Origin of the sequence: Pedobacter alpinus (assembly GCF_042684645.1) — a bacterium.
In the GTDB taxonomy this organism is placed as follows: Bacteria; Bacteroidota; Bacteroidia; order Sphingobacteriales; family Sphingobacteriaceae; genus Pseudopedobacter; species Pseudopedobacter alpinus.
In genome coordinates, this window is record NZ_JBHULV010000025.1 from 28,636 (window position 1) to 54,487 (window position 25,852).

A 25,852-nucleotide genomic window follows, 5' to 3' on the forward strand; every position below is an offset into this window, starting at 1 on the left:
CTTAAAATTGGAAATAAATGAACTGCCCTCCGTTAAATACACCAAAAATCAATATAATAAACAAAAGACCAACTACAGAAGCCCATCTTACGTAACTATTGCTGTGCCCAAATAATTTGAAATTTGGCTTAAATTCCATAAAATACTCTATGGTAAAAAGTAAAGCTATCGCTAATAAACAATGCCCAAATTGGTTTATGCCATTCCCTAAAAATGGGAACTTCCCAAATGATTCTAAATTACTAATCAATAAAAAGGCATCATCTAATGTAGGCGCTCTAAAGAAAATCCATGCAAAAGTAACTAAACAAAAAACGCCAACTCCTTTGGTGAAATTCCAAAACTTTAAGCTAATAGTATTTAAATGAGATTCAACACTTACAAATAAAGGTTTACTTACCAACCCTAAAACCTGATAAATACCATGCAAAAAGCCCCAAATAATAAAATTATAACTTGCGCCATGCCATAAACCACTAATAATGAAAACCAGAAATAGGTTAAAATATCTTTTAGATTTAGAAACTCTATTGCCACCTAGAGGAATGTATAAATAATCTCTAAACCATGTGGATAATGAAATATGCCATTTGCTCCAAAATTCTGAAATTGATTTAGAAAAATACGGTCGTTTAAAGTTAGTCATAAAATCAAAACCCATGGTTTTTGCGCAACCAATTGCAATATCCGAGTAGCCAGAGAAATCGCAATAAATTTGAATAGCAAAAAATATAGAACTTATAACAACCGTTGTTCCGTTATGTAATTCCGGATTTGGATAAACAGTATCAACATAAATAGAAAGCCTATCCGCAACTACAAGTTTTTTAAAAAAGCCCCAAATCATTTGCTTTAAACCTTCAACCATGTTTAAATAGCTAAAGTGATGCTTTACATGCATCTGTGGAAGTATATTTTGAGGTCTTTCTATTGGCCCAGCAACTAATTGCGGGTAAAACATCACGTATAAACTGTAAATGCCAAAATGCCTTTCTGCTTTTTGATTTCCTCTGTAAACCTCTATGGTATAACTCATTGCTTGGAATGTATGGAAAGACAAACCAATAGGCAAAAGCATTTTTAAGTAAGGAATTTGATTTTCTAAATTTAGGCTATTTGCTAAAACACTAATATTATCGTTAATAAAATTATAATATTTAAAAACCGCAAGCACCCCAATATTAGCTACCAAACTTACAATCAGTAATACTTTTTTATTTTTACCCTCCGCTTTTTCAATGTAGATGCCGGCAAAATAATCGATAACAATTGTAAAAGCTAAAATTAAAATGTAAACTGGCACAAAAGCCATGTAAAAGTAACAGCTTGCTGCTAGCAATAAAAACCATCTACTTTTGTGCGGCAAAACATAGTAAAGTGTTGTTACTATTATGAAGAAGAAAGCAAAAGAGATAGAATTAAACAGCATAATGATATTTTAGGCCAAAGACTTATACAATTCTAATGTTTTTGAAATTGATTTTTCAATAGGGAAATCTTGTAATCGGATATTACCATTAGCTACTAAGTTTTCTCTTAAACTTTTATCAGAGATAAGTTTTTCTATCATATTAATTAAGTCTTCCAAAGAGCGTTGATAAAAAAAAGCAGCTGCGTTTTGAGCGATTTCTTTAAAACAATCTGTATCGCTCAATAAAATTGGGCAATTGGCTTTAAAAGCTTCTAAAATAGGTAATCCAAAACCTTCATACAACGATGGATAAACAAATAATAAAGCCTTACTGTATAAATAGTTTAGTTGCTCATCAGTAACGTTGTAATGGTGTACTTTATCTTGTAATTTTAAACGAGCTATAATCTCAACATCAGCACCAATTAACTTACCACCGCCAGAAAGTACCAAATGTAAATCAGGGTGTTTTTTTGACAGCACAGCAAAGGCATCTAACATTAGGTAAAAGTTCTTATAACCACTTCTATCTCCAACAAAAAACAAGTAATTAGTTGGTAAATCATTAACTTTTTCAAGTTTTAGTGGAGTTTTAATATCAATACCATGGTAAATTACTTCAACTTTACTTTCGTCAACTTCTAAATAAGTTAATAAATCTCTTTTTGTTGTTTCAGATATTGCTATAATTTTATCAGCTCTTTGCGCACTTATTCTTTTATAAGATGTTAGCGGATCTTGTACCCAAAAATATTCTGGCAACCGTTCATAAGTCATATCATGAATAGTTGTTACCATTGGTTTTTTTAAAAATTTTATAAAGTATGGGTCGTAATAAGTTGGGTGAAAAACATCAAAATTGTTTTTCTTTAAAAGGTATTTACAATAAAGTTCGTTGGTTTTAAAGGTTCTAAAGCCGTATTCAGATTTTAGAAAATAATTAGCTAGGTTGTTATTTAAAAACTGAGGCTCGTCTTTAATGTAATAGTTTTGCGAGTTTGCAACTCCTAAAAGGTAATCAAATTCACTTTTTTTCTTTATTTCATCAATTATATTAGCGAAGTACCTACTTATACCTCCAAATTTTTGTGTACTAAATTTTTGATGATCAAAAAATATCTTCTGCATTAATTTTGCATTTTTTTATCTAAGTATTCTTCCAATAATTCCGAAAATTCTTTAGCTCTAATTGCCCAAGTATTTTTTCTTGCTGCAGCCAATCTTTCTTCTTGCTTTTCTAAATTATCGTTTTCTAAGGCATCTATAATTGCATTGGAAAATTCTTTTGTATTGGAGCAGTAAGGTACAGTATTTTCTGTTTGTTCTACCAAATCAGCATTAAAATTAGTGGCAACAACTGGTTTCCCACTCCCTAAATATTCAAATAACTTAAGCGGATAAATGGTTTGGTTAATTTCTTCTTGTTTAAATGGGATAATCGCAATATCAAAACCTTTTAAAACGCAAGGCATACTTTTATAGGGTACGCTATCAACAATATGAATATTATTATTAGGACTATTTAATTTAAGTCGGAATTCTTTTTCTATTGGGCCAACAAAAACAAAGCTTTTATCTTTATGTATTTCTGCAAGTTCTTGAATAAGGTTATAATCCGTACGGCCCTCTATGTTTCCAAAATAACCAATAATAGGTTTTTTTATAGCGGCTATTGCAGGATAAACAACTGTTTCTGTTAGTCTCGCTTTTTCACTATGAGAAAAATCTGCGGCGTTTGGTATAAAATAAGTGTCTGGATGTTGTTGTTTTTTTAATCGATATAATTCTTTACTGGTACAAATAATTAAATCGCTATCATTTACTATCAGTTTTTCTGATAATATCCCATGTTTTGTATCATAGCTAGAAACCAAAGGATCTACACAATGGTAAACCTTAAGATTTGCATTTAAATAATTACCAACAGTAGGGTAGTGGATGTTGAATGAATTGATGAATATGTAATTTTCTATGTTTTGCTCTTCAATAATTCTTTTTATCCTTTTTACAATTAATTTTTCGTTGTATTGAAGGAGTTTACGGTATAAAAATCCTTCTGGTAAAAAATTAATTGACATCAATAATGGAGTTATTACGATGTTTAAATTAGGGTTGTCTGTTTCTAGAAGTCCGTTTGATTTTTTACTAAATAATTCTTTTTTTTTTAAAAACTGAGGTGAGTTTTTAAGCTTAAAATAATCTCTAAAAGTAGCCGGATATTCTATATAAAAAACTTTATTGTTTTCTGCCAAATGCTTAGACATGGTGTACCCAGTAGATTCAATAGCTGCATCATATTTTGCATTACTTAAAATAAAAACTACTGTATTTTTGAGCATTAAAGGTTAAATATATTATTCTAATTTTTTTTAAACCACTCTGTAATCAATTTTTTTAACTTTCTTTTCTTCTTTAACTTCTAATTTAATAACCCCATCATTAATTTGGTTATCAAGTACTTTTGATACTGTAATGATAGCTAAAATCATGTAAAAATAAATACTCATAGGATATTGTACAATAGCCTCTTGTGGGTAATTTGCAATCGTAAGTGCAAAAACAATAAGCACCATTGCTAAGCAATAAGATTTAAGTTCTGGGTCTCTAATTTCGAAAAAGTTTTTTATACCAACGTACAAACTTGTAAACATAATTCCACAAATAATCAATAACCCAACCCAGCCTAACTCCATTGCAACCCTAACATAGCCACTATCTGGCGGAAATTGCGCTAAGAATGAGTTTGGTGCAAACCTGTAGCCCCAAATACCCGAACCTCCTAAACCACCACCAAATGGGTGCGTTTGTATAAATGGTTGTACTTTTTTCTGGTTGAGTTTTCTTACATTAAATGAAGCATCATTATTTGGTCTAAATGCCGATTGAAACCTAGCCAAAGTTCTATTATTAGTTGGTACCTTAATTAAAATCAAAAACGCAAACGCTACGGGTAACGATAAAACGAGCGCAATTCTGCTTAATTTTAAAATAAAGAAAAGTGATAATGCTGCAGGAATTAGCACATAAGCTGCTCTTGTACCAGAATAAGGCATTACCCAAGCAAATAACATCGCTAAAAAGGCTAAAATCAGTTTTGTTTTTAGCTTGAATGGCCCAGTTAATAAACCAATACACAACAAAGAGCTAATTGCCATATTAAAAGAATAGGAAACAGGGTCTGAGAATATGGAGCTTTTACGCCAATGTCCGTCAATAAACATTAAACCAATTGTAGCGGGGTCGTAATGGTTCCTTTCTTCAAATGCAAAAAAACCAAAGTATTCCTGTTTAATCGCATAAAGAGCTGCAAAAAAAGAAAGGCTTAACCATAAAATAATAATAGTTCTTAAGAACTTTCTAGAGTCTAAATAATAGGTAAAAATGAAATAAGAAAGCATTACAGCGGCCACATTTCTGATGGTATAAACCCATGCTAATTTTGAGGCTGCATCTAAATTGAAAAATTGTAAAACATTGTAAGACACCCAAATAAGTATGATGTATGAGATAGGGTTTTTAAATATCCAATAATTTCTTCTATACTTTTGTTGAATAAAAAAACCTAAAATCATTACCGCAAGCATCCCATCCATTATGGTACCTAAAGGTAAAGAAGTGTTAAAATAGCTTATGATAAACATGATGAAATATGATAACACCATGATAGATAGAACGGCGAATTTAGGTTCTTTAATTACAATATATACAAAAACTAAAGCTACAGTTACAACTAAAGGTATAACCCCGGCTCTTGAACCGTAAAAAGTAAATATTGCTGCTGTAGCCGCAGAAAGTACTAGAAGTACAATAAATAAAATTGTATTTGAAGAAGTTATTTTACTTTCTGATTGTATGTTAATATTTTCCATTAAAAGAATACTATTTTAAAAAAGAAGAAAAAAGCGGTAACAAGGCATATTAAAATGGCAAGCCATTTTTTAAATAGTATAAAATTAGAGGTTTTCTTTTGTTCTATATTTATGTCTGGGTTGTACCTCATTTTAATTTATTTTTGATGTTTTGTAGCTACAGATATTTTATTTGCAACCCTAATTTTTGTTAACGCTAACATTTGGTAAAACATAAATTTAGGTATGTTTAAAAGCGAGGCATAAATTCTTTTATCAGTATCAGATTTTTTTAATGCTAAGAAAAAACCAGCAATAAAACTTAAAAAACCAATTAACCATACTATATAATTTAAGCCCAAAACAAAATTGATAATGGTTGCAAATACCCCTAAAATCAAAAATATAAATAGGGGTGGTCTTAATAAAACCAATCCAAAAAGAAATTGATTTATTGAGCTGTTTTTGAGCCCTTTAAAGGTTAAACCAAAGCCGTAACCGAAATATTTAAACCAGGTATTAATCCATCTTGATCTTTGTTGCACCAACTGATTTGCATGTGTTGTTTTTTGATCAAATACTATTGCATTTTTATTAAATGCGATTTGCAAATCTTTATGAACTAAAGATGCTTGTAAGACTTTATCAAAACCGGCACCGCTTACTTGTGTTTGTTTTAAGAAATCAATGTATAAATTAGCTTTAAATGCCATTCCAGATCCTGCTAAAGTTGCTGATGAACCTGATTCATAAAGTAACTCTCCGTCATAAAAGTGATAATAAATATCTCTTGCAGCATCTAAACAAGCATAATTTGTATCCAAGTTTTTAGCAGCTCTTAAGCCTTGTACGGCAACATATCCGGCTGCAAAAGTTTTATTAATCTCGGTTAAATAATTGCCATCAACAATGTTATCGCTATCTATAATTGTGATTATTTCATGCGTTCTTATAAAATTTTTAACAGCAAAAGCATGTGAGCCGGTATTGCTTGCAATTACTTTTTCTGGAGTTAAAACTTTAATTCTATCGTCCTCAAAAATTAAATTACTGGTATCACATTTATCAGCGACTAAATAAATAATGTAATTTGAATAGGGTTGGTTAATAATAGCGTTTATAACTAAAGGCAAATGATACGTTTCTTCATAAGCCGTTACAATAATAGCAATGTCTAATTGTTGTGGAGTTATTAAAACTTGTGGTTTCTTTTTTTTTCTTAAATTTTTAAAGAAAAACAAAGCCAGAGGAAAAAATAGGTGAAAGCCAATTACAATTTGCAATACAATCCAAGCAATATGTAAGACTTTCACCATTAAAATTATTCTATTAAGTTTGCGTTAAAATTACCAGCTAATTTATTATTATTGGTATCTATTGAAACTTTATTAATTACCCAACCTATAAAACTTCCGTTTAAAGATTTTAAATAATTAATGTGTTGTTTTTTACTTGCTGATAAACTTTGGTTGGCTTCAAACACGCCCATTACTTTATCAGAAATTAAATTCCACTCTTTTGCCTTACTTAAAGTCTCTAAAGATGGTGTTTCTATTAAAATTATATCAAATTCATTTCTCAATTGATCAAATCTTTGTTTAACAACTTCCTCGTCTTCAATTTCAAATAATGATTTATCTTCTCCTCTATTACCCATTACCATTATACCTGCACTAAATTCTGATGATCCTAAGTTGCCTGTTTTTAAATAATCTTCTATAAAGAATTTAGAATTTGAGTTTTCTGTAATACTTGGATGTTCAAAATTTCCATCAATCAAAAGTACTTTTTTTCCAATTACCACATAAGAATAAGCAATACAAGCAACTAATAAAGTTTTACCTTCAGAATCATTCATACTTGTTATGTTTAAAACCTGACCTTTTGTATTGCTGGCTTTGTGTACCATTTCTCTACTAATTTCATACCTAGCAGAACGTAATTGCTTTTTAAGCTCTTGCATCTCTGGATTAGAATTTAAGTTGCTCCAAATTTCTTTTAAAGCTAAGCTGGCAGAATTTACTCTGTTTATTTTACCTAGAACAGGAATCTCTGTTATTTGAGCTAATTCTCTAGGAGTTCCAATTTTATTGTCAAAATAGAAAATGATAAAGAAAATTAATAAACAAAATATAAAACTAATGATACCACTTAGTATAATTAACAACATCTTTTTAGATGGTTGCTCTGTACCAGGGTTTGCAATTTGTACTTGTCTTAATCTAGATGATAAACTTGCTTCTAAACTAGCGCTATTGTATTTCTCTAGTACATCTAAGTATTCTCTACTTGCAATATCAATTTTACGTTCTAAAGATTGAATAACAGCTTCATGAGGAACCAATTTATCAAACCTATTGTTCATGTCTGATAATTCTCTTTTTAAGCTGCTTAGGCTATATCTTGCAATATCATACTCAATTTGTAAATTTAATTTCTGAGTTATTAAATTTTGTTTTTGCACTAACGGATTATCAATATACTTGCTAGATGCCGTAATTATTTGTTTATTAATTACTTCTTTTAAAGAATCTATTGATTCTAAATATTGTTCTTCAAAACCACTTTGAATATATTTTTCTGTTAAAAGACTCAACTCTTTTTTAGACTGCACTAAGTCTTGATTTATCTTAGCTAACGAAGCTTCAAAATACCTTCTCTGGTTAGGGTCAAATTGTTTATCAATGTTTGCGATAGCACCTTTTAAAGCGATGATACTTTTTTCAGCATCTTGCTTGCGTCTCTCATACTCGGCAGATAGTTCATACATTTTTCTAGATTGCTCTAATAAATTGATGATTCTGTTTTTGATTTTGTATGATTTTAAGGCGGCAACATTTTTGTTCAAAGTATCGCTCTTCTCTTTTGATCTGTCTGATAAAAATTTAACAGCTTTTGTTTGGTTCTCTTTTAAAATTGCTGTGTAGTAGCTTACAAATTCTTTACATTCTGTATTTACCACAAACGCTGATAATTCTGGGTTTTCAGAAACAAACTTTACTGATATAAAATCACTGGTTTCAAGTCTATCGGCATTTAGGTTCTCTAAAATAAAATCAGAGTTATAATTCATAGACTCTAAAATTTCATAAAGCTCCTTATCCTCAGCATTAAAGCTGTTTAAAGTTTCGCGATTAGCAAATTTTCTTTTAAAATTATTTAAAACTTTGCGTCTATCAACCTCCGCTAAATCCTTAATCATTGGGCTTAACTCTCTAAAAGGCTTTTCTTCTGTCAAATCATGAATAATTAACTGATAAGATACCAAGTTGATTATTTTCTGAAGTTTCATAATTTCAATTAAATTACTAAACTCTCTAATCACACTAGATTCTTGCTTATCTGCATTGTTGGTTAAAATTTGAGTTTCATCAACAATACCGGTTGCAATTTGACCTTCTGCTACATATTGATCAGCTAAATTTCTTACTAGAAAATAGGCAATAATAATTGTTACTAAAGGTACCGCTATAACGATAAATCTAAATCGGTATAGTAGGTTGTAAAATTTCTTTAACTCTTCCATTATTTTATATCTTCTAGTTTTGTAACTGTTAATTCTTCAATTGCTGCTTTTGCGGTTAATAAACCTGCTTCTGATTCTATTTTTGATTGACTTATGGTACTAAAACTAATTAATCCTTCGCTGTAATTCTGGAAGGTAACTTCACCTCTTTCGTAACGCACCTTCAAATCGTTTAACAAGCCTTGCGAATCTTGTAAAGATTTAGTAAAAAGCTTAACGTTATTTAATTGTTGTATATAAGTGAAATAACGTTTCTTAACTTCCATTTCTAAATTATTATCGAATTGTGCGCTTACCTGTTTTGAAACATCTAATTGTTTTCTGGCAATTCTTACATTATTCGGGTTTTGCGCTAAATCTCCTATGTTAAAGTTTAGTGCCACCTGAAATCCCGAAAAGAGTTGCGGGTTTGAAAGATTAACACCATTATTAGGTTGTGAAAAATAAATTAGATTAAAAGGTGAAAGCCAGTCTAATTGATTATTTCTGACTTGCAGCGAAGCAATGTCTTCTCTTAATTTGTTTTGCTTGACTAAAGGATAATTTTCTTTGGCGTTGGCAAGCAACTTTTCTAAAAACAGATATGATATATCTGGCACCATAGATTCTTGGGCTTTAGCTTTTGTTGAGCTAAACACAATTAAACTTGCTGATAAAAGTAGCAAGTGGGTTAGTTTATAAAGAGAGCATTTCATATCGTTGTTTCTAGTTTAGCATATTATTTTGTTTACAAAACAATTACATACGCTTTCATTATAATGCAATATGATGCCAAAAAGCAGTGCGAATTTTGAAACAATCATTTATCATAGCCTTAAGGTACCTAATCAATGAAAATTGCAAATATTTAGGCTTTCTTTAAATTTAATCTCTTAATTAAAATAGGGGATATTTGAGAAATTTTATACCTATGTGTAGAATGTTATTCTTAATTGTATTTTTATTGTTACCCATTTTTATTCTATAAATAAATATAAAAACATCTTTAAAGTTACAGTTAAGGTATATACGATGCATAACAACATATTTTTAATTAAGTGGATTGATATTTGGATAAATTGGGAATCAGTTTAAATATATATTACTAAATAACGCTCAATTATGAAACTTAAACTTGTACCAAAACTATGGTTATTGTTTGTATTTGTTTTGTTGGCTAAAATATCAACAGCGCAAACAGTACTTCCTTATTTCCAAAGTTTTAAAGAAACAACAGCACCTAATATAGAGTTTGGAGGAAACCCAGCCGCATTATTAACCGCTGCTCAAGGTATTGACCCTCCCTCACAAGGTTATCTACGCCTTACTAACAATAACACTAATCAAACAGGTTTTATTTACAGTAAAGAAAATTTTAACACTAGTCAAGGTTTAAGTATCTCATTTGAGTACTATACTTATGGCGGTTCTGGTGCAGACGGGATTTGTTTCTTTTTGTTTGATGCTACCGCAAGTAGTAATTTTAATATTGGTGGTTTTGGCGGCTCTTTGGGTTATGCACAATATCGTCCTTATAATTCAAATACAGTTTTGCCAGGTGTTAGTAAAGGTTATTTAGGCGTTGCTTTAGATGAGTTTGGTAATTTCCCAAACCCGATTGAAGGAAGAGACGGAGGTATAACAGGCCCGGGTTTGTTTGGTATTTCTACTAAATCTGTGGTTTTAAGAGGAAAAGGTAACGGAAACGCTACAACAAATAATTACAAGTATTTAACATCTGTTACTGCGAGTGCTAAAGGCGTTGATTTAGTGAATGATGCTAATGAGAGGTTCCCAGATAGTACGCAATTAGGTTTTAGGAAAGCATTTATTGATTTACAGCCTAACCCTGCTGGAGGTTACAATGTTTCTGTTAGAATTCAAGTAGGTGGAAGTCCAACCAAAACTACTACAGTTATAGATAATTATTACTATGCTGATGCAGCACCAGCTAATCTTGCTTATGGAATTTCATCTTCAACTGGAGATTTAACCAATTTCCATGAAATAAGAAACGTTGCAATTGATATTTACAGACGTCCGTTTACAAGCCCTATTGCTTTAAATGATAATTTATCAGAATGTTTAAGCAAAATATCAACTGTAAATGTTGTTTCTAACGATGCTTCAACAAATGTAAATGGTACAATTGTAAACAGTTCAATAGATTTAGACCCTGTTTTAACCGGAGAGCAAAAAAGCTTTATTGTTTCTGGTAAAGGAGTTTTTACTGCTAACTCTAATGGTACTATCACATTTACACCATCTGGTCCAAACGTTACTGGGCCAGTTGCTGTTAGATATACCATTACTGATAGTTTTGGATTTGTATCGAGCCCAGCTACGTTAACTATTACAGATCCGGTTACAACTGTTCCTTCAAATGCAGGTACAGATCAGTTGATTAATATATCTACTGCTTTAGGTGCTACAACACTCAATGGTAACTCACCAGCAAGCTCTAGCGGTCAATGGGTTCAAGCATCTGGACCAAGCAATTCAATTTTCGCAAATTCTACATCAGCTTCAACAAATGTTACTAATTTAACTTTAGGTACTTATGTTTTTAATTGGAATTTAACCGTAACGGGGCAGTGTTTATCAACAGATGCTGTAAATGTAATTGTTAATGCAATTCCGGTAGCTGTTAATGATGTTGTTATTGGAAGGGTTAATACACCTTCAATTATTAACGTAATTAATAACGATACTGATAGAGATGGTAATGCTACAATTGATAGATCAACGGTAATTATAAAAACCATCCCAGCAAACGGAACCTTAGCTATAGATCCTGTTACAGGCAATGTAACTTATACTCCAAATACAGGTTATGTTGGGCCAGATAGTTTTACATATACCATAAAAGATGTTAGAGGTGCAGAATCTAACGCTGCTTTAGTAAATATCACAGTACCCGTACCTCCAAAAATTGGTTTAGCAAAATCTTTAGTAAGCACAGTTGAGCAGCTAGATGAATCTTTTAATGTTACGTTTTTATTCACCGTTAAAAATTATGGAAATGTAATGTTGCAAAACTTGTCTTTAAAAGACGATTTAGTAACAACTTTTAACGCTACGCCTTATACTATTGTTAGTTTAACTTCTGTAGGTAATACCTTAACAGTAAACCCATCATACAATGGTAATCCTAATACAGAAATGCTAGCGATAAACAACCAAATACAAGGTGGCGCAACTGAGCAGGTAGAGTTGGTACTTAACGTAAAATTAAACAGAGGAGTTTTTACATTTTCAAATACTGCATTTGTTGAAGGTGTATCTTCTATAGATGGCACAGTAACTAGAGATCAATCAACAGATGGTTTAACTCCAGACCCTACTACTCCAGGAGATGTAACTCCAAATGTCCCAACACCAATAAAATTTATTATCGATAAATTATTTATTCCAGAAGGTTTTTCTCCAAACGGAGATGGTAACCACGATTTGTTTGTAATTCCAAATGGAGGCTTAACGCCATTAAATTTAGAAATATACAACAGATGGGGTAATGTGGTTTACAAATCAACAGATTATGTGAATAATTGGGATGGAAGATCTAATAAAGGACTATACGTTGGTCAAGACTTACCAGTTGGAACCTACTATTATATTGTGAATTACAACGCTCAAAAGTACGTTGGTTATATCACTTTAAACAGATAAGATTATGAAAAAGTATATCTATATAAGCCTCTCATTTTTAACATTGATTGCTTTTACAAACAAAGCAGGTGCGCAGCAAGATCCAATGTACACACAGTACATGTTTAACGCACTTTCTTTAAACCCTGCTTATGCGGGTAGTAGAAACGTAATTTCTGCAACAGCACTTTTCCGTAACCAGTGGACTGGTGTACCTGGCGCTCCAGAAACTGCAACCTTTACAATAGATGCTCCAATTAAGGATAAAAAAATAGGTTTAGGTTTGCAAGTATTTAACGATAAGTTAGGAATATCAAATACTACTGGAGTAGTAGCAAGTGGGGCTTATCGTATTAGAATGGATAGGGGAACTTTATCTTTTGGTTTGCAAACAAGTGTTTCAAACTTTAGGGCAAATTACCAAAACGTTCAACTAGACCAAACCGGCGCAAATAACGATTTAGCTTTTCAAGATAATTTTAGTTCTACTTTGTTTAACGTAGGTACTGGTGTTTATTATAATTCTGATAGGTTTTATCTAGGATTATCAGCACCACAATTAATAAACAACAGGTTAACCAATACCACTACATTATCTAAGCAAGAAATTCATTTGTTTTTAACCGCAGGTATTGTACTTCCTTTAGGAACAGATTTTAAGTTGAAACCATCTGTTATGGTTAAAGGAGTAAACGGAGCACCAATACAAGGCGATTTGAACGCAACCTTTTGGATAAAAGATGTGATTGGTATTGGAGCACAATACAGAAGTAATGCAGATGTATCTGGATTGTTTGAAATACAAGCAACTCCTCAAATTAGAATTGGCTATGCTTATGACCATAGTGTTACCAGATTGCAAAGTTTTAATAGTGGTAGCCACGAGATTATGCTACGTTACGAGTTTGGATTTGAAAAAGACAAGTTTATTTCACCTAGATTTTTTTAAACCAATAAAAACATGAAAAAGATAGACATAAAAATATATTTTGCCGCTTTACTATTGGTTTTTGCAGTTTCTACTAATGCTCAAACCAAAAAAAACGAATTAACTGCTGCAAATAACGCGTATAAAAATTTAAAATACACGCAAACTATAGATTTGTTAAAGCCAATTTTAGCAAAAAGCCCAGAAAATACTACTGCTATGGAAATGATGGCTGAGAGTTACAGGCTTACTAAACAATATCCAGAGGCTTTAAATTGGTACGAAAAACTAAATAAAAAAGATGTTACTAAGCCCGAGTGGGCTTTACGATATGCAGAAGCTTTAGCAAATAATAAAGAATACGAAAAGTCTGAACTTTGGTACCGTAAATATTTATTGCTAGTACCAAGCGATAGAAGAGCAGAATATTTTTCTGAATTAGATATTGATAAATTAGGTAAGGGTTTTAGTTGGGATATTAACTATTTAAATATCAATACACCAGCTTCTGAATATAGCCCCATGATTTATAAAAATGGTTTGGTTTTTACAAGTAATCGTTATTACTCTAAACCAGTTAAACATGTTTTTGGTTGGAACAATACCCCGTTTTCTGATTTATATTTTTTAGAAGATATCAATTCACTAACTTTTACTAAAGTAGATACCAATAGCAAAGCTAATACAGTTACAACTACAAAAGGTAAGGTTAATGATGATAACACCGCAGTTACAAGTAACGATTCGAAAATAATTGGTGTTTTTGATCAGTCTGTTTATACAGCTGTTAGTGTAAATGATAACGGATCTACTATTAAAGGAATAGACGGAAACATTAACTCTAAATTTCACGAAGGTTCATCAACTTTTTTACCAGATGGTTCTATAATTTTTACCAGAAACAATTATTATAACGGTAAAAAACAATCAAGTAAAGACGGTAAAGTAAAATTGAAGATGTACACCGCTAAAGGCGAAGATCATAAAGAAATTGTACCATTTCCTCATAACAGTAACGATTATTCGGTAGGTCATCCAACAGCAAGTAAAGATGGTAAATTATTGATTTTTGCTTCTGATATGCCCGGTGGTTCTGGCGGTACAGATTTATATTATTCTGTAAGGTTAAGTGAAAAAAGTGAATGGGGCCGTCCGGTTAACTTTGGTAGAAAAATAAACACCGAAGGAGACGAAGAATTCCCATATTTAGATAGCGAAGGGGTATTGTACTTTGCATCAAATGGTTTAGCAGGTTTAGGAGGCTTTGATGTTTTTTCGGTAAAACTTAAAGATTTAAAACCAATTGGTACACCGCAAAATTTAGGCGCTCCGTTTAACTCTTCTTATGATGATTTTGGAGTTGCAAAAACCTCTGATTTAACTGGATTTTTAAGTTCTAACAGAGCAGGAAATGATGATATTTATTCTTTTGTTAAAAAAGAGTTTGGTATTATTTTAAAAGGTAAAGTTACCGATGCAATTACTGGATTACCATTAAAAAACACAATCGTAACTTTGCGTAACGGTAGTAATGAAGAGATTTTAACCTTAAATGATGAAGGTGAATTTAGTAAGCCTTTATTAAAAGATACTGGTTATGAACTAACAGGTAAGCTAAAAGAATTTTTGCCAGATAGAAGATACGTTGGTACAGATGGTATTACAAAAGATTCAATTATTTATGTACCTCTTAAATTAAAAGGAACAAATGATGTACAGAAATTTGTTATTAACAATTGCGATTCTTTAAAGAAAGTATTTGCTGTAGAAAATATTTATTACGATTTAGATAAGTTTTTTATTAGAGAAGATGCTGTTAATGATTTAAATAATTTATATGATTTAATGACCAAGTATCCAGATATTAAAGTGATTACGAGAAGCCACTGCGATAGTAGAGCATCTGAAAGTTATAACAGGGTTCTTTCTTTACGAAGAGGAGAATCTGCTAAAGCTTATTTAGTAAAAAAAGGCATTGCTGCTAGCAGAGTAAGTGTGCAATATTATGGTAAAAGCAGATTGGTAAACGGCTGTACAGATGGTGTAGATTGTTCTGAAGCAGAACAACAAAAAAACAGAAGAACAGAATTTGAAATAATTTATAACGGCATTAATTTAGCTTTAATAGATTGTAAATAATTTTTTAAATTTTATGATAAAGCCCAATAAGCAACAAAAGCTTATTGGGCTTTTTTTGTAGAAATTGTTTAAAACTCGTCATTATATATATTGATAATTCATTTACTTTCGTGTTTTAAAAATCAATCATTATATGAAAAAGAAAATATTAGGCATTAGCTTATTGGCTTTAATTTATTTAAGTTCTTGCAATTCGTCAGCTTCTAAAACAAGTAACACTACAACTAATAATAGTGATTCTGTTAATACAGAAGAGACCCCAAAAAACACAAATCAAAAAACCTCAGAAACAGCTGTTCCAAACCATGATGGTAAAAAACCAGCAAATGCTGCAACCATTTTAGCTCGTAAGCAAGTTCCTATACTTTGTTACCATCAAATTAGAGATTGGAAATCTACAGATTCGCAAAGTGCTAAAGACTATATCATCCCTGTACAAACATTTAAAGATCATGTAAAATTACTTGCAGATAGTGGTTATAACAGCATTTTACCAGATCAGCTATATAATTATTTAGTTTATGGCGATCCGTTACCTCCAAAACCAGTAATGTTTACATTTGACGATACGGATTACGACCAATACGAGGTAGGAGCTAAGGTGTTAGAAAAATACGGGTACAAAGGTGTTTATTTTATCATGACGGTTTCTATTGGACGCAAAGGCAAGGTGCATTATATGAGCAAAGAAGACATTAAAGACCTAGCAGATAAAGGCAATACAATTGGTAGCCACACCTACGACCATAAAAATGTTAAGAAATACGTTGCCGAAGATTGGGTAACGCAAATTGAAAAACCAACAGCTAAACTAGAAGAAATTACTGGCCAAAAAATGGAATACTTTGCTTATCCATTTGGTTTATGGAATCCAGAAGCCATACCAGAATTAAAGAAAAGAGGTTTTAAATCGGCATTTATTTTAGCTACAAAAAGAGATGAAAAAGATCCTTTATTTACTATTAGAAGGATTATTGCCAGTGGTTATTGGAGCGCTAAAACTTTACATAATAGTATGGTAAATAGTTTTGGAGAAAGTAGAAATTAGGTTTCTAGATTTTAAAAAAAAGACTCGATTTTTTACATCGAGTCTTTTTTTTTGGAACTATTTATTATCGATAAAATTATCGAAATCTTAAATGAAGCCTTCGGCGTTCAATATTATATAGATTTCGATAAATAATTACACAAATCGACTTTATAATCTCCAGTATTAAAATATTTTAGCTTTAAGCTTTGTGTATTTAGCTTTTGGCATTTACATAAACTATGGTATAACTGCCGTTTTTGTTTGTGATGTATGAGCGCTAAAATAACCTAATGCCCCATTGTTAAAATTAGAATCTGGATTTGATGGGGCGGTAGGAGGACCGCCATTACCAGAGATTTGTGATATTGCAAAAAAGTACCGGTAAATAGTCATATCAATACACTGAAAATCAATTTTAACACTATCGCCTTTTACTAATTCAGGGTCATCATTAAAAATTGTGTTCGTTACTTTTTTTCCGTCATTAAATCTGTCAGAATCAACGTAAAAAGCATTTCTCACCTCTCCGTTAACAGTTAAAACATAATTGTATTGATTTGCTACACCTAAAGGATCGTTGTAGTTTACTTGTAAATATTTCTGAGTGTTTCCAAAAAAAGATAATTCTGTTACAGATAATGAATCTATATTTACTTTTTGTGGCATTTTACATGTTGCAGTATATAAAATGTTATTTACTGTTGCTTCAAGCTGGTAGGTGTTACCTGATTTTCCTCTAAAATTAGACAATATGTAATCATTACCATTAAGAGGTCTTGCAAAATTATAGGTTCTATTTTCAGTTAAATCTTTTAAAACTACATCTGCGTTATTAATACTAATCACAGTATTATCTTCTGTAAAAGGTTTAGTTTGTGATATTTTAACAATATGAGAACCAAATACATCGTTTATATTGGCTTCAATAACTACCACCGGGTTTGTGTTTTTTAAATCTATTTCAATTACATCTTCACAAGCACTAAAAAGTAATGTAACAGATAATAATATTAAATATATATTTTTCATGTGTTTAAAATTTAAAATTCCAAGTTACTGAAGGAATAATACCAAATAATGATGTTTGTACTGCTTGTGTTCTATTTACATTATCAGGATTATCCTGAAAATCTATAGAAAAAGCATTCTTTCTATTATATGCATTGTAAATACCAAAAGACCAACTTGATTGATATTTACGGTCAGGTTTAATTTTAGGTTCTAAAGTGGCAGATAAATCTAAACGATGGTAAGCTGGGGTGCGGTAACTATTTTTATCGGCATAATCAAAAACTGTTGTACCATTTATTTGATATTTACCATTTGGATAAGTAACTGCGTTTCCTGTGTTGTAAACAAAGGTTGATGACAATGTCCAGCGTTTGCTTGCCTTATAAATACCTACAACAGATAAATCGTGTGTACGGTCTTGTCTTGCATTAAACCATCTACCTCCGTTAATTTGATCAAATTGCCTCTCTGTTTTTGATAAAGTATATCCAATCCAACCATTAAAATCACCATATCTTTTTTTCAAAAATAACTCAATACCGTAAGCTCTACCATCTCCAAATAAAAGATCTGCTTCTATATTTTGGTTACCCCTTAAATCTGTGCCGTTTCTATATTCTATTTGGTTTTTCATATCCTTATAGTAAAATTCGGCAGAAAACTCATAGCTGTCATTTTTAAAATTACTGAAATAACCAACAGCAAACTGGTCAGCAATTTCTGGTTTAACATTGTTGCTATTCATTATGTATAAATCTGTTGGCGATGTAGCCGTTGAATTAGACATTAAATGTAAGTTTTGTGTGTTTCTAGTGTAGGAAGTTTTAATAGATTTATTATCTGCTAATTGATAAGCTGCAGAAACACGAGGTTCTAAATTAAAATAACTTTTAACAATTTCGTTAGACTCAAAACTTTGTGTGTTGGTGATATCTCCATTAACATCATAAGTATTAAAATTTCCGCCTCCAAATAATGAAAAAGCACTAAATCTTGTTCCGTAAACCAACTTAAGCTTATTGCTAACACTGTATTCATCAGAAAAATAAGCGGCATACTCAACACCTTTCCTATTTTGTATAGCTGTTTCGTTTACACTTGATAATGCAGATGCAGTAATTTTACCCGGTGCTAAAGTATGGTGTATTACGTTCATCCCAAATTTAACATCGTGAGCATTGTTTGCAGTGTACTGAAAATCTTGCTTTAAATTAAAATCTTTGATAGAAGAATTAACCTTAAAATTATTTGCTTCTAGCAAGTTTTCTATAATGTAGTTGTAATTACTATAAATTAAAGATGTATTTGAAAACAGCCTATTAGAAAACAAATGATTTAACCTAACGGTGCTTGTTGCATTTCCCCATTCAAAACCAAAGGTATCTCCTAATCCTAGTTTGTCTCTTCCAAAATAACCCGATACAAATAGCGTGTTTTTATCATCTAAAATAAAGTTTGCTTTTGCATTTAAATCATAAAAAAATAGGGTATTATTATTTAAATTACTATCCGGACTAAACTTTAAAAAAGCATCTGCATAAGTTCTCCTTCCACTAATCATAAAAGAGCTTTTATCTTTTTTAAACGGCCCTTCCACTTTTAACCTCGAGGCAATAAGTCCAATTCCACCTTCAACAGTATAATCCTTTTTATTACCGTCATTCATTTTAATATCTAAAACGGATGCTAACCTGCCGCCGTATTGAGCTGGCATACCACCTTTATAAACTGTCACATCTTTTATAGCGTCAGAATTAAAAGTAGAAAAGAAGCCCAATAAGTGCGATGCATTATAAACTGGTGCTTCATCTAACAATATTAAATTATGGTCAATTGCACCACCTCTAACATAAAAACCGCTATTTCCTTCTCCGGCTGATGAAATACCTGGTAATAATTGCAGCGTTTTTAAAATATCTCTTTCTCCAAATAATACCGGAATACTATTAATTTCTTTAACATTTAGTTTTTGAACACCCATTAAAGGGTTTTCAATATTGTTATTCTTTCTTTCAGAACTTACAACAACTTCTGTTAGCTGATTGGCAGATTCTAAAGAAACATCTTGCTTTAAATCTTTTGATATACTGACGTTTTTTGTAATTGTTTTATAACCAACATAGCTAAAAACTAGCTCATAAACGCCATCTGGTACGCTTAAAGAATAATAGCCATAAGCATTTGTTACAGTACCAATTTTAACTGCCCCGTAAACTTGTACAGAAGCACCAATTAAAGTTTCACCGTTGGCACTATCTTTAATTACACCATTTATAACACGATTTTTTTGAGCGTATGCTATATTATTGATAATGAGAAAGGCAAATACGTAAATGATGATGGGTATTTTAAATTTCATTAATATTTTTTTTAGACATTTTTTTGCAAATGTAATAAAGCATAGTGTTATTTTGTATATTATAAATTTGTTAACGCTAAAAAGCATATTTTGTTCTTAACCTGAATATTTTTACAATAAAACCATTTTCTTTTAATATTAAAACACTTTATTTACGTCAAAAAAAACAATTATGAAAAAACGAATCGTATTTATTGCCGGCCTTTTTATTTTATTTACTTCGTTACAGGTTAGTGCACAAGTTGACAAAAGTAAAAGAGCTAGTTTACCAGCTAAAGTTACAGAAACTATAAAATCTGGCGCAACATTATCTGTAGATTACAGTCAGCCCTTGCTTAAAGGACGTACTATTGGTAAAGAACTTGCACCTTACAATGGTAAAGTTTGGAGAACTGGAGCAAATGAAGCTACCATTTTTGAAACCAACAAAGCCGTAAAAGTAAACGGTAATGATTTAGCAGCAGGTAAATACAGTTTATACACTATTCCTGGAGAAAAAGAATGGACTGTTATTTTTAACAAATCTTGGAACCAATCTGGTACAAAGTATGTTGAAGCAGAAGATGCTTTACGTATTATGGTTAAACCGATGATGGCAAAAGAATCAGTTGAAAAAATGACTTTTACAATTGAAAAATCAGGCGATGTTAAATTGCATTGGGGAAATGTAGTAGTTCCGTTTAAGGTCAAATAATTAATTCTTATTGATGATGATAAATCGGCTTATGTAAATAAAGCCGATTTTTTTGGTTTAGGAATTTATAGAAACATTAGCAAGACCCTGGCATTAGGTCAAATAAATTCTCTGTGATAATATTTTAACTATTTAAGAGCACCTTGTGGTTCGTTTTATAAAAAACAGCTTAAAGTATTTACTAAACTGGAGAGAATACAATCCGCAAACACTCAAATAAAAATTACTACGCCATATTGTAATGTCTTTAATAAAAAAATAATTTGCTTACAAATAACGTTGATAAGAAAGATAAAATTTTAATACATTAGCAGGGTAAAATTTGTAAAACATATAGATATGAATATTGATAAAAACGAATTTCGTAAGTATGCTGTAAAACACCACAGAATAGGTGGTTTACATGTAGATAGATATATTAACCAAACAGAAGGTATTTTAAGACCAACCGGTATGACTCCTTATATTATAGAAGAGCGCCAGTTAAATGTGGCCCAAATGGATGTTTTCTCTAGGTTAATGATGGATAGAATTATTTTTTTAGGAGACGCTATTTATGATCAAAATGCGAATATTATACAAGCACAATTGTTGTTTTTACAATCAACAGATGCCAAAAGAGATATTCAAATTTACATTAACTCGCCCGGAGGTTCTGTTTATGCCGGTTTAGGTATTTATGATACTATGCAGTTTATATCGCCAGATGTAGCAACAATTTGTACAGGTATGGCGGCGTCTATGGGTGCGGTTATTATGTGTGCAGGTACAAAAGGTAAAAGAGCTGCATTGCCTCACGCCCGCATCATGATTCACCAACCATCTGGTGGTGCGCAAGGTGTTGCATCTGATATGGAAATCAACTTACGCGAGATGCTAAAGTTGAAGAAAGAGCTTTATGATATCTTATCTACACACTCTGGGCAGTCTTACGAATGGGTAGAAAAAGCTTCTGATAGAGATTATTGGATGAAAGCTGATGAAGCAAAAGAATATGGTATGATTGATGAGGTGTTAGGAACACACGCAGATAAAAAATAAGTAATGAGTAAAAGTGTAAAAGACGTGAAATGTTCTTTTTGTGGATCGGGAAAGCAAGATAGTTTAATGCTAATTGCTGGTATTGATGCCCATATTTGTGATAAATGTGTGCAGCAAGCCAATGATATTTTAGCAGAAGAACTTAATTTAAAGAAGGGAAAGACAATGAATTCTGTACTTACTCTTTTAAAGCCACAAGAAATAAAAGCGCATTTAGACCAATATGTTATTGGCCAAGATGATGCTAAAAAGGTTTTGGCTGTTGCTGTTTACAATCATTATAAAAGACTAAACCAAAAAGTAGGTAAAGACGAGGTGGAGATTGAAAAATCTAATATTATGATGGTGGGCGAAACCGGTACCGGTAAAACTTTACTTGCAAAAACCATCGCTAAAATTTTAAATGTTCCGTTTAGTATTTGCGATGCTACCGTTTTAACAGAAGCTGGTTATGTAGGGGAAGATGTAGAAAGTATTTTAACCCGTTTACTGCAAGCTGCAGATTATGATGTTACAGCTGCCGAAAGAGGAATTGTTTACATTGATGAGGTAGATAAAGTTGCTCGTAAAAGTGATAACCCGTCTATTACCCGTGATGTTTCTGGAGAAGGTGTGCAACAAGCTTTATTGAAAATCTTAGAAGGTACAATTGTTAACGTTCCGCCGCAAGGAGGGCGTAAACACCCCGACCAAAAAATGATTCCGGTAAACACCAACAATATATTATTTATATGCGGCGGTGCTTTTGATGGTATTGAAAAGAAAATTGCAAACAGGTTAAGGACGCAAACCGTTGGTTATAAATTTAAAGCGGATGTAGATGGTATTGATTTAAAAAATCTGTACAAATACATTACCCCCTTAGATCTAAAATCTTTTGGAATGATACCTGAATTAATTGGTCGTGTACCAGTGATTACTCACTTAAACCCTTTAGATAGAGAAACATTGTTGAGTATTTTAAAAGAGCCTAAAAACTCTTTGGTAAAACAATATCAAAAATTATTTGAATATGAAAACATAGTTTTAGAATTTAAACCAGATGTTTTTGAGTATATTGTTGATAAAGCAATGGAATTTAAACTAGGAGCAAGGGGTTTGCGATCTATTTGTGAAGCAATAATGATTGATGCCATGTTTGATATGCCCTCGGAAAAGCAGGATAATAAAAAATTAATAATTGATTTAGCTTATGCTAAAGAACAATTTGAAAAGTCGGATTTGACAAAATTGAAAGCGGCATAACCAAAAAAAATGCAACTTAAATTTAAGCCTTCCGAATAAACGGGAGGCTTTTTTATATAAATATAATTTTATGAACGAAGAAAAAGATGTAAAAAAACAACCAGTAAATACGCCAGCGAAAGAAGTTAAAAGTCCTATAAAAAAAGGATTAAAATCTAAAGAAGATATTGTGGCCAATTGGTTACCACGATATACTGGCAGACCGCTTAGCGAATTTGGTGAGTATATATTACTAACCAATTTTTCCAAATATGTGCAACTATTTTCCGAGTGGCATAATAATGCACCAGTTTATGGTTTAGATAAACCTATGCAAAGCGTAACTGCAGATGGTATAACTATTATCAATTTTGGTATGGGTAGCCCGCTTGCAGCCACCATGATGGATTTATTAACAGCTATACCTACCAAAGCGGTGTTGTTCTTGGGTAAATGTGGTGGTTTAAAAAGGAAAAATGAGATTGGCGATTTAATTTTACCAATTGCTGCCATTAGGGGAGAAGGTACATCTAATGACTACCTGCACCCAGAAGTACCGGCTTTGCCAGCATTTGCTTTACAAAAAGCAATATCCACAACCATTCGAGAACATTCAAGAGATTACTGGACAGGTACTGTTTATACTACCAACCGTAGGGTTTGGGAGCATGATAAAGAATTTAAGAAATACCTAAAAGAACTAAGAGCAATGGCAGTAGATATGGAAACGGCAACTGTTTTTGTAACAGGTTTTGCAAATAAAATTCCAACTGGTGCACTTTTATTGGTGTCAGACCAACCAATGATACCAGAAGGTGTAAAAACAGCCGAAAATGATTCATCTAAAACATCTGAAGATCATGTTATATCTCATTTAAAAATCGGAATTGATTCTTTAAAACAGCTAATTAATAAAGGACAAACTGTAAAACACTTGAAGTTTTAGTCTGTAGTTGATGATACAAAAATAAGGAGATTTTACGCTCCACAATGATGCCTTCCAATAATTTGGGAGGCATTTTTTTTTATTTGAATTATTGATGTTAGGTTAATTTTTTATCCATGTAGTTTAGATTCGTTTTCTATAAAGTAATATTTGCTTTTATATGCATGTTAATAACTTATTTCATTGCAGTTATTTGCGTTTTTGCGATATAATTCCTATAATTACAATTCAATCAATGTTTTATGAATAGAAGACTATTTTCTTTTTTTATATTTTTTCTTCAAGCATTGTCCTTATTTGCGCAACAATCGCCTAAGAGAGAATTAAGAGGCGCTTGGTTAACTACGTTTTTCAATATTGATTGGCCAGTAAGGAGTCAAAGTTCTCAACAGCAAAAAAACGCACTAATAGATATTTTAAATCACCATCAAGCAACAGGAATTAATGTCATTTATATGCAAGTGCGAAGCCAGTGCGACGCCATGTATCCAAGTGCAATTGAGCCATGGTCTGCAGATTTAACAGGTACGCAGGGCAGGGCACCATCTCCATTTTACGACCCATTAGCATTTGCATTAGAAGAGTGTAGAAAAAGAAATATGGAGTTTCATGTTTGGTTAAATCCTTACAGGGCGATAAGTTCAATAACTAATCTTAATTCTTTTGCAGACAATCATATTGTTAAAACCCAACCAAATTGGTTATTAAGTTCTGGCAATTTAAGAACATTAGATCCTGGAATACCGGATGTTAGAAATTATATTTTAAGTGTTATCAGAGATTTAGTTACAAGATATGATATTGATGGTGTTCATTTTGACGATTATTTTTATCCTAACGGTGCTTTTAATGATGACCAAACATTTGCGAATTTTGGCAGAGGTTTTACAAACCGAGCAGATTGGCGCAGAGATAACATAAATATTTTAATTAAGGATACTTACAATACAATAAGTGCCATTAAACCTTGGGTTAAGTTTGGTGTTTCACCATCTGGTATTTACAGAAACAGTACTAACCCAGCTATTGGAACTCCAACTGCAGGTTTAGAGCATTATAGTACATTATATGCTGATTCTAAAAAATGGATACAAGAAGGTTGGGTAGATTATCTAATACCTCAAGTTTATTGGCATCGGGGGCAAAATAATGCAGATTATAGCAGAATTGTACCATGGTGGAATAACAATAGTTTTAATAGACACATGTATATCGGCTTAGCTGGTTATAAAGTTAATGATGCTTCACAAGGTTCGCAATGGTTGCAATCATCAGAAATACCAAATCAAGTTCGATTAAATAGATCTGTACAAAACAGCAACATAACTGGGCAAGTTATTTATAATACTGCGAGTATGCGAAGTGCTGCTAATGTTGCCTTTAGAGATTCGTTAAGATTAAATTTGTATTCAAAACCTTCATTGCTGCCCACTATGCCTTGGAAAGATAATACAGCCCCGGCTGCTCCAATTGCATTGGTAGGAAATAAATTCGGTACCGACTCATTGGTTTTAACATGGACTCCACCATCAGCTAGTGTCAACGAATTTGATAAAGTAAGAGCTTATGTAGTTTATAAATCTGCAAACCCCACTATAGATTCGCTTTCTGCTAATGAAATCGTAGCTATTGTAAGCCAACCAATATATGTGGACAAGCAGTTATTTAACGGACAAAATTATATATATAAAATAACTGCTTTAGATAGGTATCAGAATGAAAGTTTAGCAAGTAACACCATTTCTACACTTTCAACTTCAATAGATGATATCATTTCTAGGCCATTAGTTGGGGTTTTAGTATATCCTAACCCAAGCAGTCAGCAAATTACAGTACAACTATATAACCAAACTGCTAATAAAATTTCAATAACTATTACAGACTTGCAGGGTAAAACTGTTTATAAAGAAACATTTAGAAGAAATACAGAAAACAATTACACTGTAAATTTCGGCAGCAACTTAACAGCTGGGCAATACATTGTAAGCGTTAGCGGAGATAATTTTCAGGAGCAAACAAAAATAATTGTGCTTTAAAAATGCACTAAACATTAACTATTTATTCACTT

Annotated in this window: 18 protein-coding genes; 9 read left to right on the forward strand and 9 right to left on the reverse strand. The window is 31.8% G+C overall.

Annotated elements, in window-relative coordinates; translation table 11 throughout:
* Position 1: 1 nt before the first annotated feature.
* The 7 genes from ACFSSE_RS08475 to ACFSSE_RS08505 all read right to left on the reverse strand — a co-directional run bounded on the left by ACFSSE_RS08475 (position 2) and on the right by ACFSSE_RS08505 (position 9,450).
* Positions 2–1,429: an MBOAT family O-acyltransferase gene (locus ACFSSE_RS08475; protein WP_379042072.1), complete on the reverse strand. Its 1,428-nt coding sequence runs from the start codon at positions 1,427–1,429 to the stop codon at positions 2–4.
* 9 nt (positions 1,430–1,438) lie between these two features.
* Entirely contained in the window at positions 1,439–2,539 is a 1,101-nt protein-coding gene (locus ACFSSE_RS08480; protein ID WP_379042070.1) for a glycosyltransferase family 4 protein, read from the reverse strand.
* Complete coding sequence (locus tag ACFSSE_RS08485) at positions 2,539–3,750, reverse strand: glycosyltransferase (RefSeq protein WP_379042068.1); 1,212 nt, start codon at positions 3,748–3,750, stop codon at positions 2,539–2,541. Before ACFSSE_RS08485 ends, ACFSSE_RS08480 begins: the two co-directional genes overlap by 1 nt.
* A 30-nt stretch (positions 3,751–3,780) precedes the next feature.
* Positions 3,781–5,280 (reverse strand): O-antigen ligase family protein, encoded by a 1,500-nt coding sequence (locus tag ACFSSE_RS08490; RefSeq protein ID WP_379042066.1) that lies wholly within the window; start codon positions 5,278–5,280, stop codon positions 3,781–3,783.
* A 137-nt stretch (positions 5,281–5,417) separates the two neighbouring features.
* Entirely contained in the window at positions 5,418–6,575 is a 1,158-nt protein-coding gene (locus ACFSSE_RS08495; protein WP_379042064.1) for a glycosyltransferase, read from the reverse strand.
* 5 nt (positions 6,576–6,580) lie between these two features.
* Positions 6,581–8,785, reverse strand: a complete 2,205-nt coding sequence (locus tag ACFSSE_RS08500; protein WP_379042062.1) for an exopolysaccharide transport family protein — start codon at positions 8,783–8,785, stop codon at positions 6,581–6,583.
* A complete protein-coding gene (locus tag ACFSSE_RS08505; RefSeq protein WP_379100853.1) occupies positions 8,785–9,450 on the reverse strand; it encodes a TolC family protein in 666 nt (221 codons plus the stop codon). Before ACFSSE_RS08505 ends, ACFSSE_RS08500 begins: the two co-directional genes overlap by 1 nt.
* Positions 9,451–9,886: 436 nt before the next feature.
* Here ACFSSE_RS08505 and ACFSSE_RS08510 point away from each other — a divergent pair, with 436 nt between their 5' ends.
* The 4 genes from ACFSSE_RS08510 to ACFSSE_RS08525 all read left to right on the forward strand — a co-directional run bounded on the left by ACFSSE_RS08510 (position 9,887) and on the right by ACFSSE_RS08525 (position 16,527).
* The gene (locus ACFSSE_RS08510; protein WP_379042058.1) at positions 9,887–12,433 is read left to right on the forward strand and encodes a T9SS type B sorting domain-containing protein; all 2,547 of its coding nucleotides are present in this window, start codon (positions 9,887–9,889) and stop codon (positions 12,431–12,433) included.
* 4 nt (positions 12,434–12,437) lie between these two features.
* Positions 12,438–13,361, forward strand: a complete 924-nt coding sequence (locus ACFSSE_RS08515; RefSeq protein WP_379042056.1) for a PorP/SprF family type IX secretion system membrane protein — start codon at positions 12,438–12,440, stop codon at positions 13,359–13,361.
* A 12-nt stretch (positions 13,362–13,373) separates the two neighbouring features.
* Positions 13,374–15,479: an OmpA family protein gene (locus ACFSSE_RS08520; protein ID WP_379042054.1), complete on the forward strand. Its 2,106-nt coding sequence runs from the start codon at positions 13,374–13,376 to the stop codon at positions 15,477–15,479.
* Positions 15,480–15,612: 133 nt separating this feature from the next.
* Positions 15,613–16,527: a polysaccharide deacetylase family protein gene (locus ACFSSE_RS08525; protein ID WP_379042052.1), complete on the forward strand. Its 915-nt coding sequence runs from the start codon at positions 15,613–15,615 to the stop codon at positions 16,525–16,527.
* A 219-nt stretch (positions 16,528–16,746) separates the two neighbouring features.
* On the opposite strand, the gene ACFSSE_RS08530 is transcribed toward ACFSSE_RS08525, so the two are convergent.
* A complete protein-coding gene (locus tag ACFSSE_RS08530) occupies positions 16,747–17,538 on the reverse strand; it encodes a DUF4249 domain-containing protein (RefSeq protein WP_379042050.1) in 792 nt (263 codons plus the stop codon).
* A 4-nt stretch (positions 17,539–17,542) separates the two neighbouring features.
* Complete coding sequence (locus ACFSSE_RS08535; protein WP_379042048.1) at positions 17,543–19,879, reverse strand: TonB-dependent receptor; 2,337 nt, start codon at positions 19,877–19,879, stop codon at positions 17,543–17,545.
* 172 nt (positions 19,880–20,051) lie between these two features.
* Here ACFSSE_RS08535 and ACFSSE_RS08540 point away from each other — a divergent pair, with 172 nt between their 5' ends.
* From ACFSSE_RS08540 to ACFSSE_RS08560, 5 genes are all read left to right on the forward strand, one after another.
* Positions 20,052–20,573 carry a DUF2911 domain-containing protein gene (locus ACFSSE_RS08540; RefSeq protein ID WP_379042046.1) on the forward strand — a complete coding sequence of 174 codons (522 nt, stop codon included), beginning with the start codon at positions 20,052–20,054 and terminating at the stop codon, positions 20,571–20,573.
* A 339-nt stretch (positions 20,574–20,912) separates the two neighbouring features.
* Positions 20,913–21,614: an ATP-dependent Clp protease proteolytic subunit gene (locus ACFSSE_RS08545; RefSeq protein WP_379042044.1), complete on the forward strand. Its 702-nt coding sequence runs from the start codon at positions 20,913–20,915 to the stop codon at positions 21,612–21,614.
* Between the two features lie 3 nt (positions 21,615–21,617).
* Positions 21,618–22,859 (forward strand): ATP-dependent Clp protease ATP-binding subunit ClpX, encoded by a 1,242-nt coding sequence (gene clpX / locus ACFSSE_RS08550; protein ID WP_379042042.1) that lies wholly within the window; start codon positions 21,618–21,620, stop codon positions 22,857–22,859.
* Positions 22,860–22,929: 70 nt separating this feature from the next.
* Positions 22,930–23,784 (forward strand): AMP nucleosidase, encoded by an 855-nt coding sequence (locus ACFSSE_RS08555; protein ID WP_379042040.1) that lies wholly within the window; start codon positions 22,930–22,932, stop codon positions 23,782–23,784.
* Between the two features lie 242 nt (positions 23,785–24,026).
* Positions 24,027–25,820, forward strand: coding sequence for a family 10 glycosylhydrolase (locus tag ACFSSE_RS08560; protein ID WP_379042038.1), 1,794 nt, complete (start codon positions 24,027–24,029; stop codon positions 25,818–25,820).
* The last annotated feature ends 32 nt before the right edge of the window (positions 25,821–25,852 follow it).

Coding starts and splice junctions, on each gene's coding strand:
- ACFSSE_RS08475 (WP_379042072.1), bottom strand. CDS start 1,429: ATGCTGTTTAATTCTATCTCTTTTGCTTTCTTCTTCATAATAGTAACA.
- ACFSSE_RS08480 (WP_379042070.1), bottom strand. CDS start 2,539: ATGCAGAAGATATTTTTTGATCATCAAAAATTTAGTACACAAAAATTT.
- ACFSSE_RS08485 (WP_379042068.1), bottom strand. CDS start 3,750: ATGCTCAAAAATACAGTAGTTTTTATTTTAAGTAATGCAAAATATGAT.
- ACFSSE_RS08490 (WP_379042066.1), bottom strand. CDS start 5,280: ATGGAAAATATTAACATACAATCAGAAAGTAAAATAACTTCTTCAAAT.
- ACFSSE_RS08495 (WP_379042064.1), bottom strand. CDS start 6,575: ATGGTGAAAGTCTTACATATTGCTTGGATTGTATTGCAAATTGTAATT.
- ACFSSE_RS08500 (WP_379042062.1), bottom strand. CDS start 8,785: ATGGAAGAGTTAAAGAAATTTTACAACCTACTATACCGATTTAGATTT.
- ACFSSE_RS08510 (WP_379042058.1), top strand. CDS start 9,887: ATGAAACTTAAACTTGTACCAAAACTATGGTTATTGTTTGTATTTGTT.
- ACFSSE_RS08515 (WP_379042056.1), top strand. CDS start 12,438: ATGAAAAAGTATATCTATATAAGCCTCTCATTTTTAACATTGATTGCT.
- ACFSSE_RS08520 (WP_379042054.1), top strand. CDS start 13,374: ATGAAAAAGATAGACATAAAAATATATTTTGCCGCTTTACTATTGGTT.
- ACFSSE_RS08525 (WP_379042052.1), top strand. CDS start 15,613: ATGAAAAAGAAAATATTAGGCATTAGCTTATTGGCTTTAATTTATTTA.
- ACFSSE_RS08530 (WP_379042050.1), bottom strand. CDS start 17,538: ATGAAAAATATATATTTAATATTATTATCTGTTACATTACTTTTTAGT.
- ACFSSE_RS08535 (WP_379042048.1), bottom strand. CDS start 19,879: ATGAAATTTAAAATACCCATCATCATTTACGTATTTGCCTTTCTCATT.
- ACFSSE_RS08540 (WP_379042046.1), top strand. CDS start 20,052: ATGAAAAAACGAATCGTATTTATTGCCGGCCTTTTTATTTTATTTACT.
- ACFSSE_RS08545 (WP_379042044.1), top strand. CDS start 20,913: ATGAATATTGATAAAAACGAATTTCGTAAGTATGCTGTAAAACACCAC.
- clpX (WP_379042042.1), top strand. CDS start 21,618: ATGAGTAAAAGTGTAAAAGACGTGAAATGTTCTTTTTGTGGATCGGGA.
- ACFSSE_RS08555 (WP_379042040.1), top strand. CDS start 22,930: ATGAACGAAGAAAAAGATGTAAAAAAACAACCAGTAAATACGCCAGCG.
- ACFSSE_RS08560 (WP_379042038.1), top strand. CDS start 24,027: ATGAATAGAAGACTATTTTCTTTTTTTATATTTTTTCTTCAAGCATTG.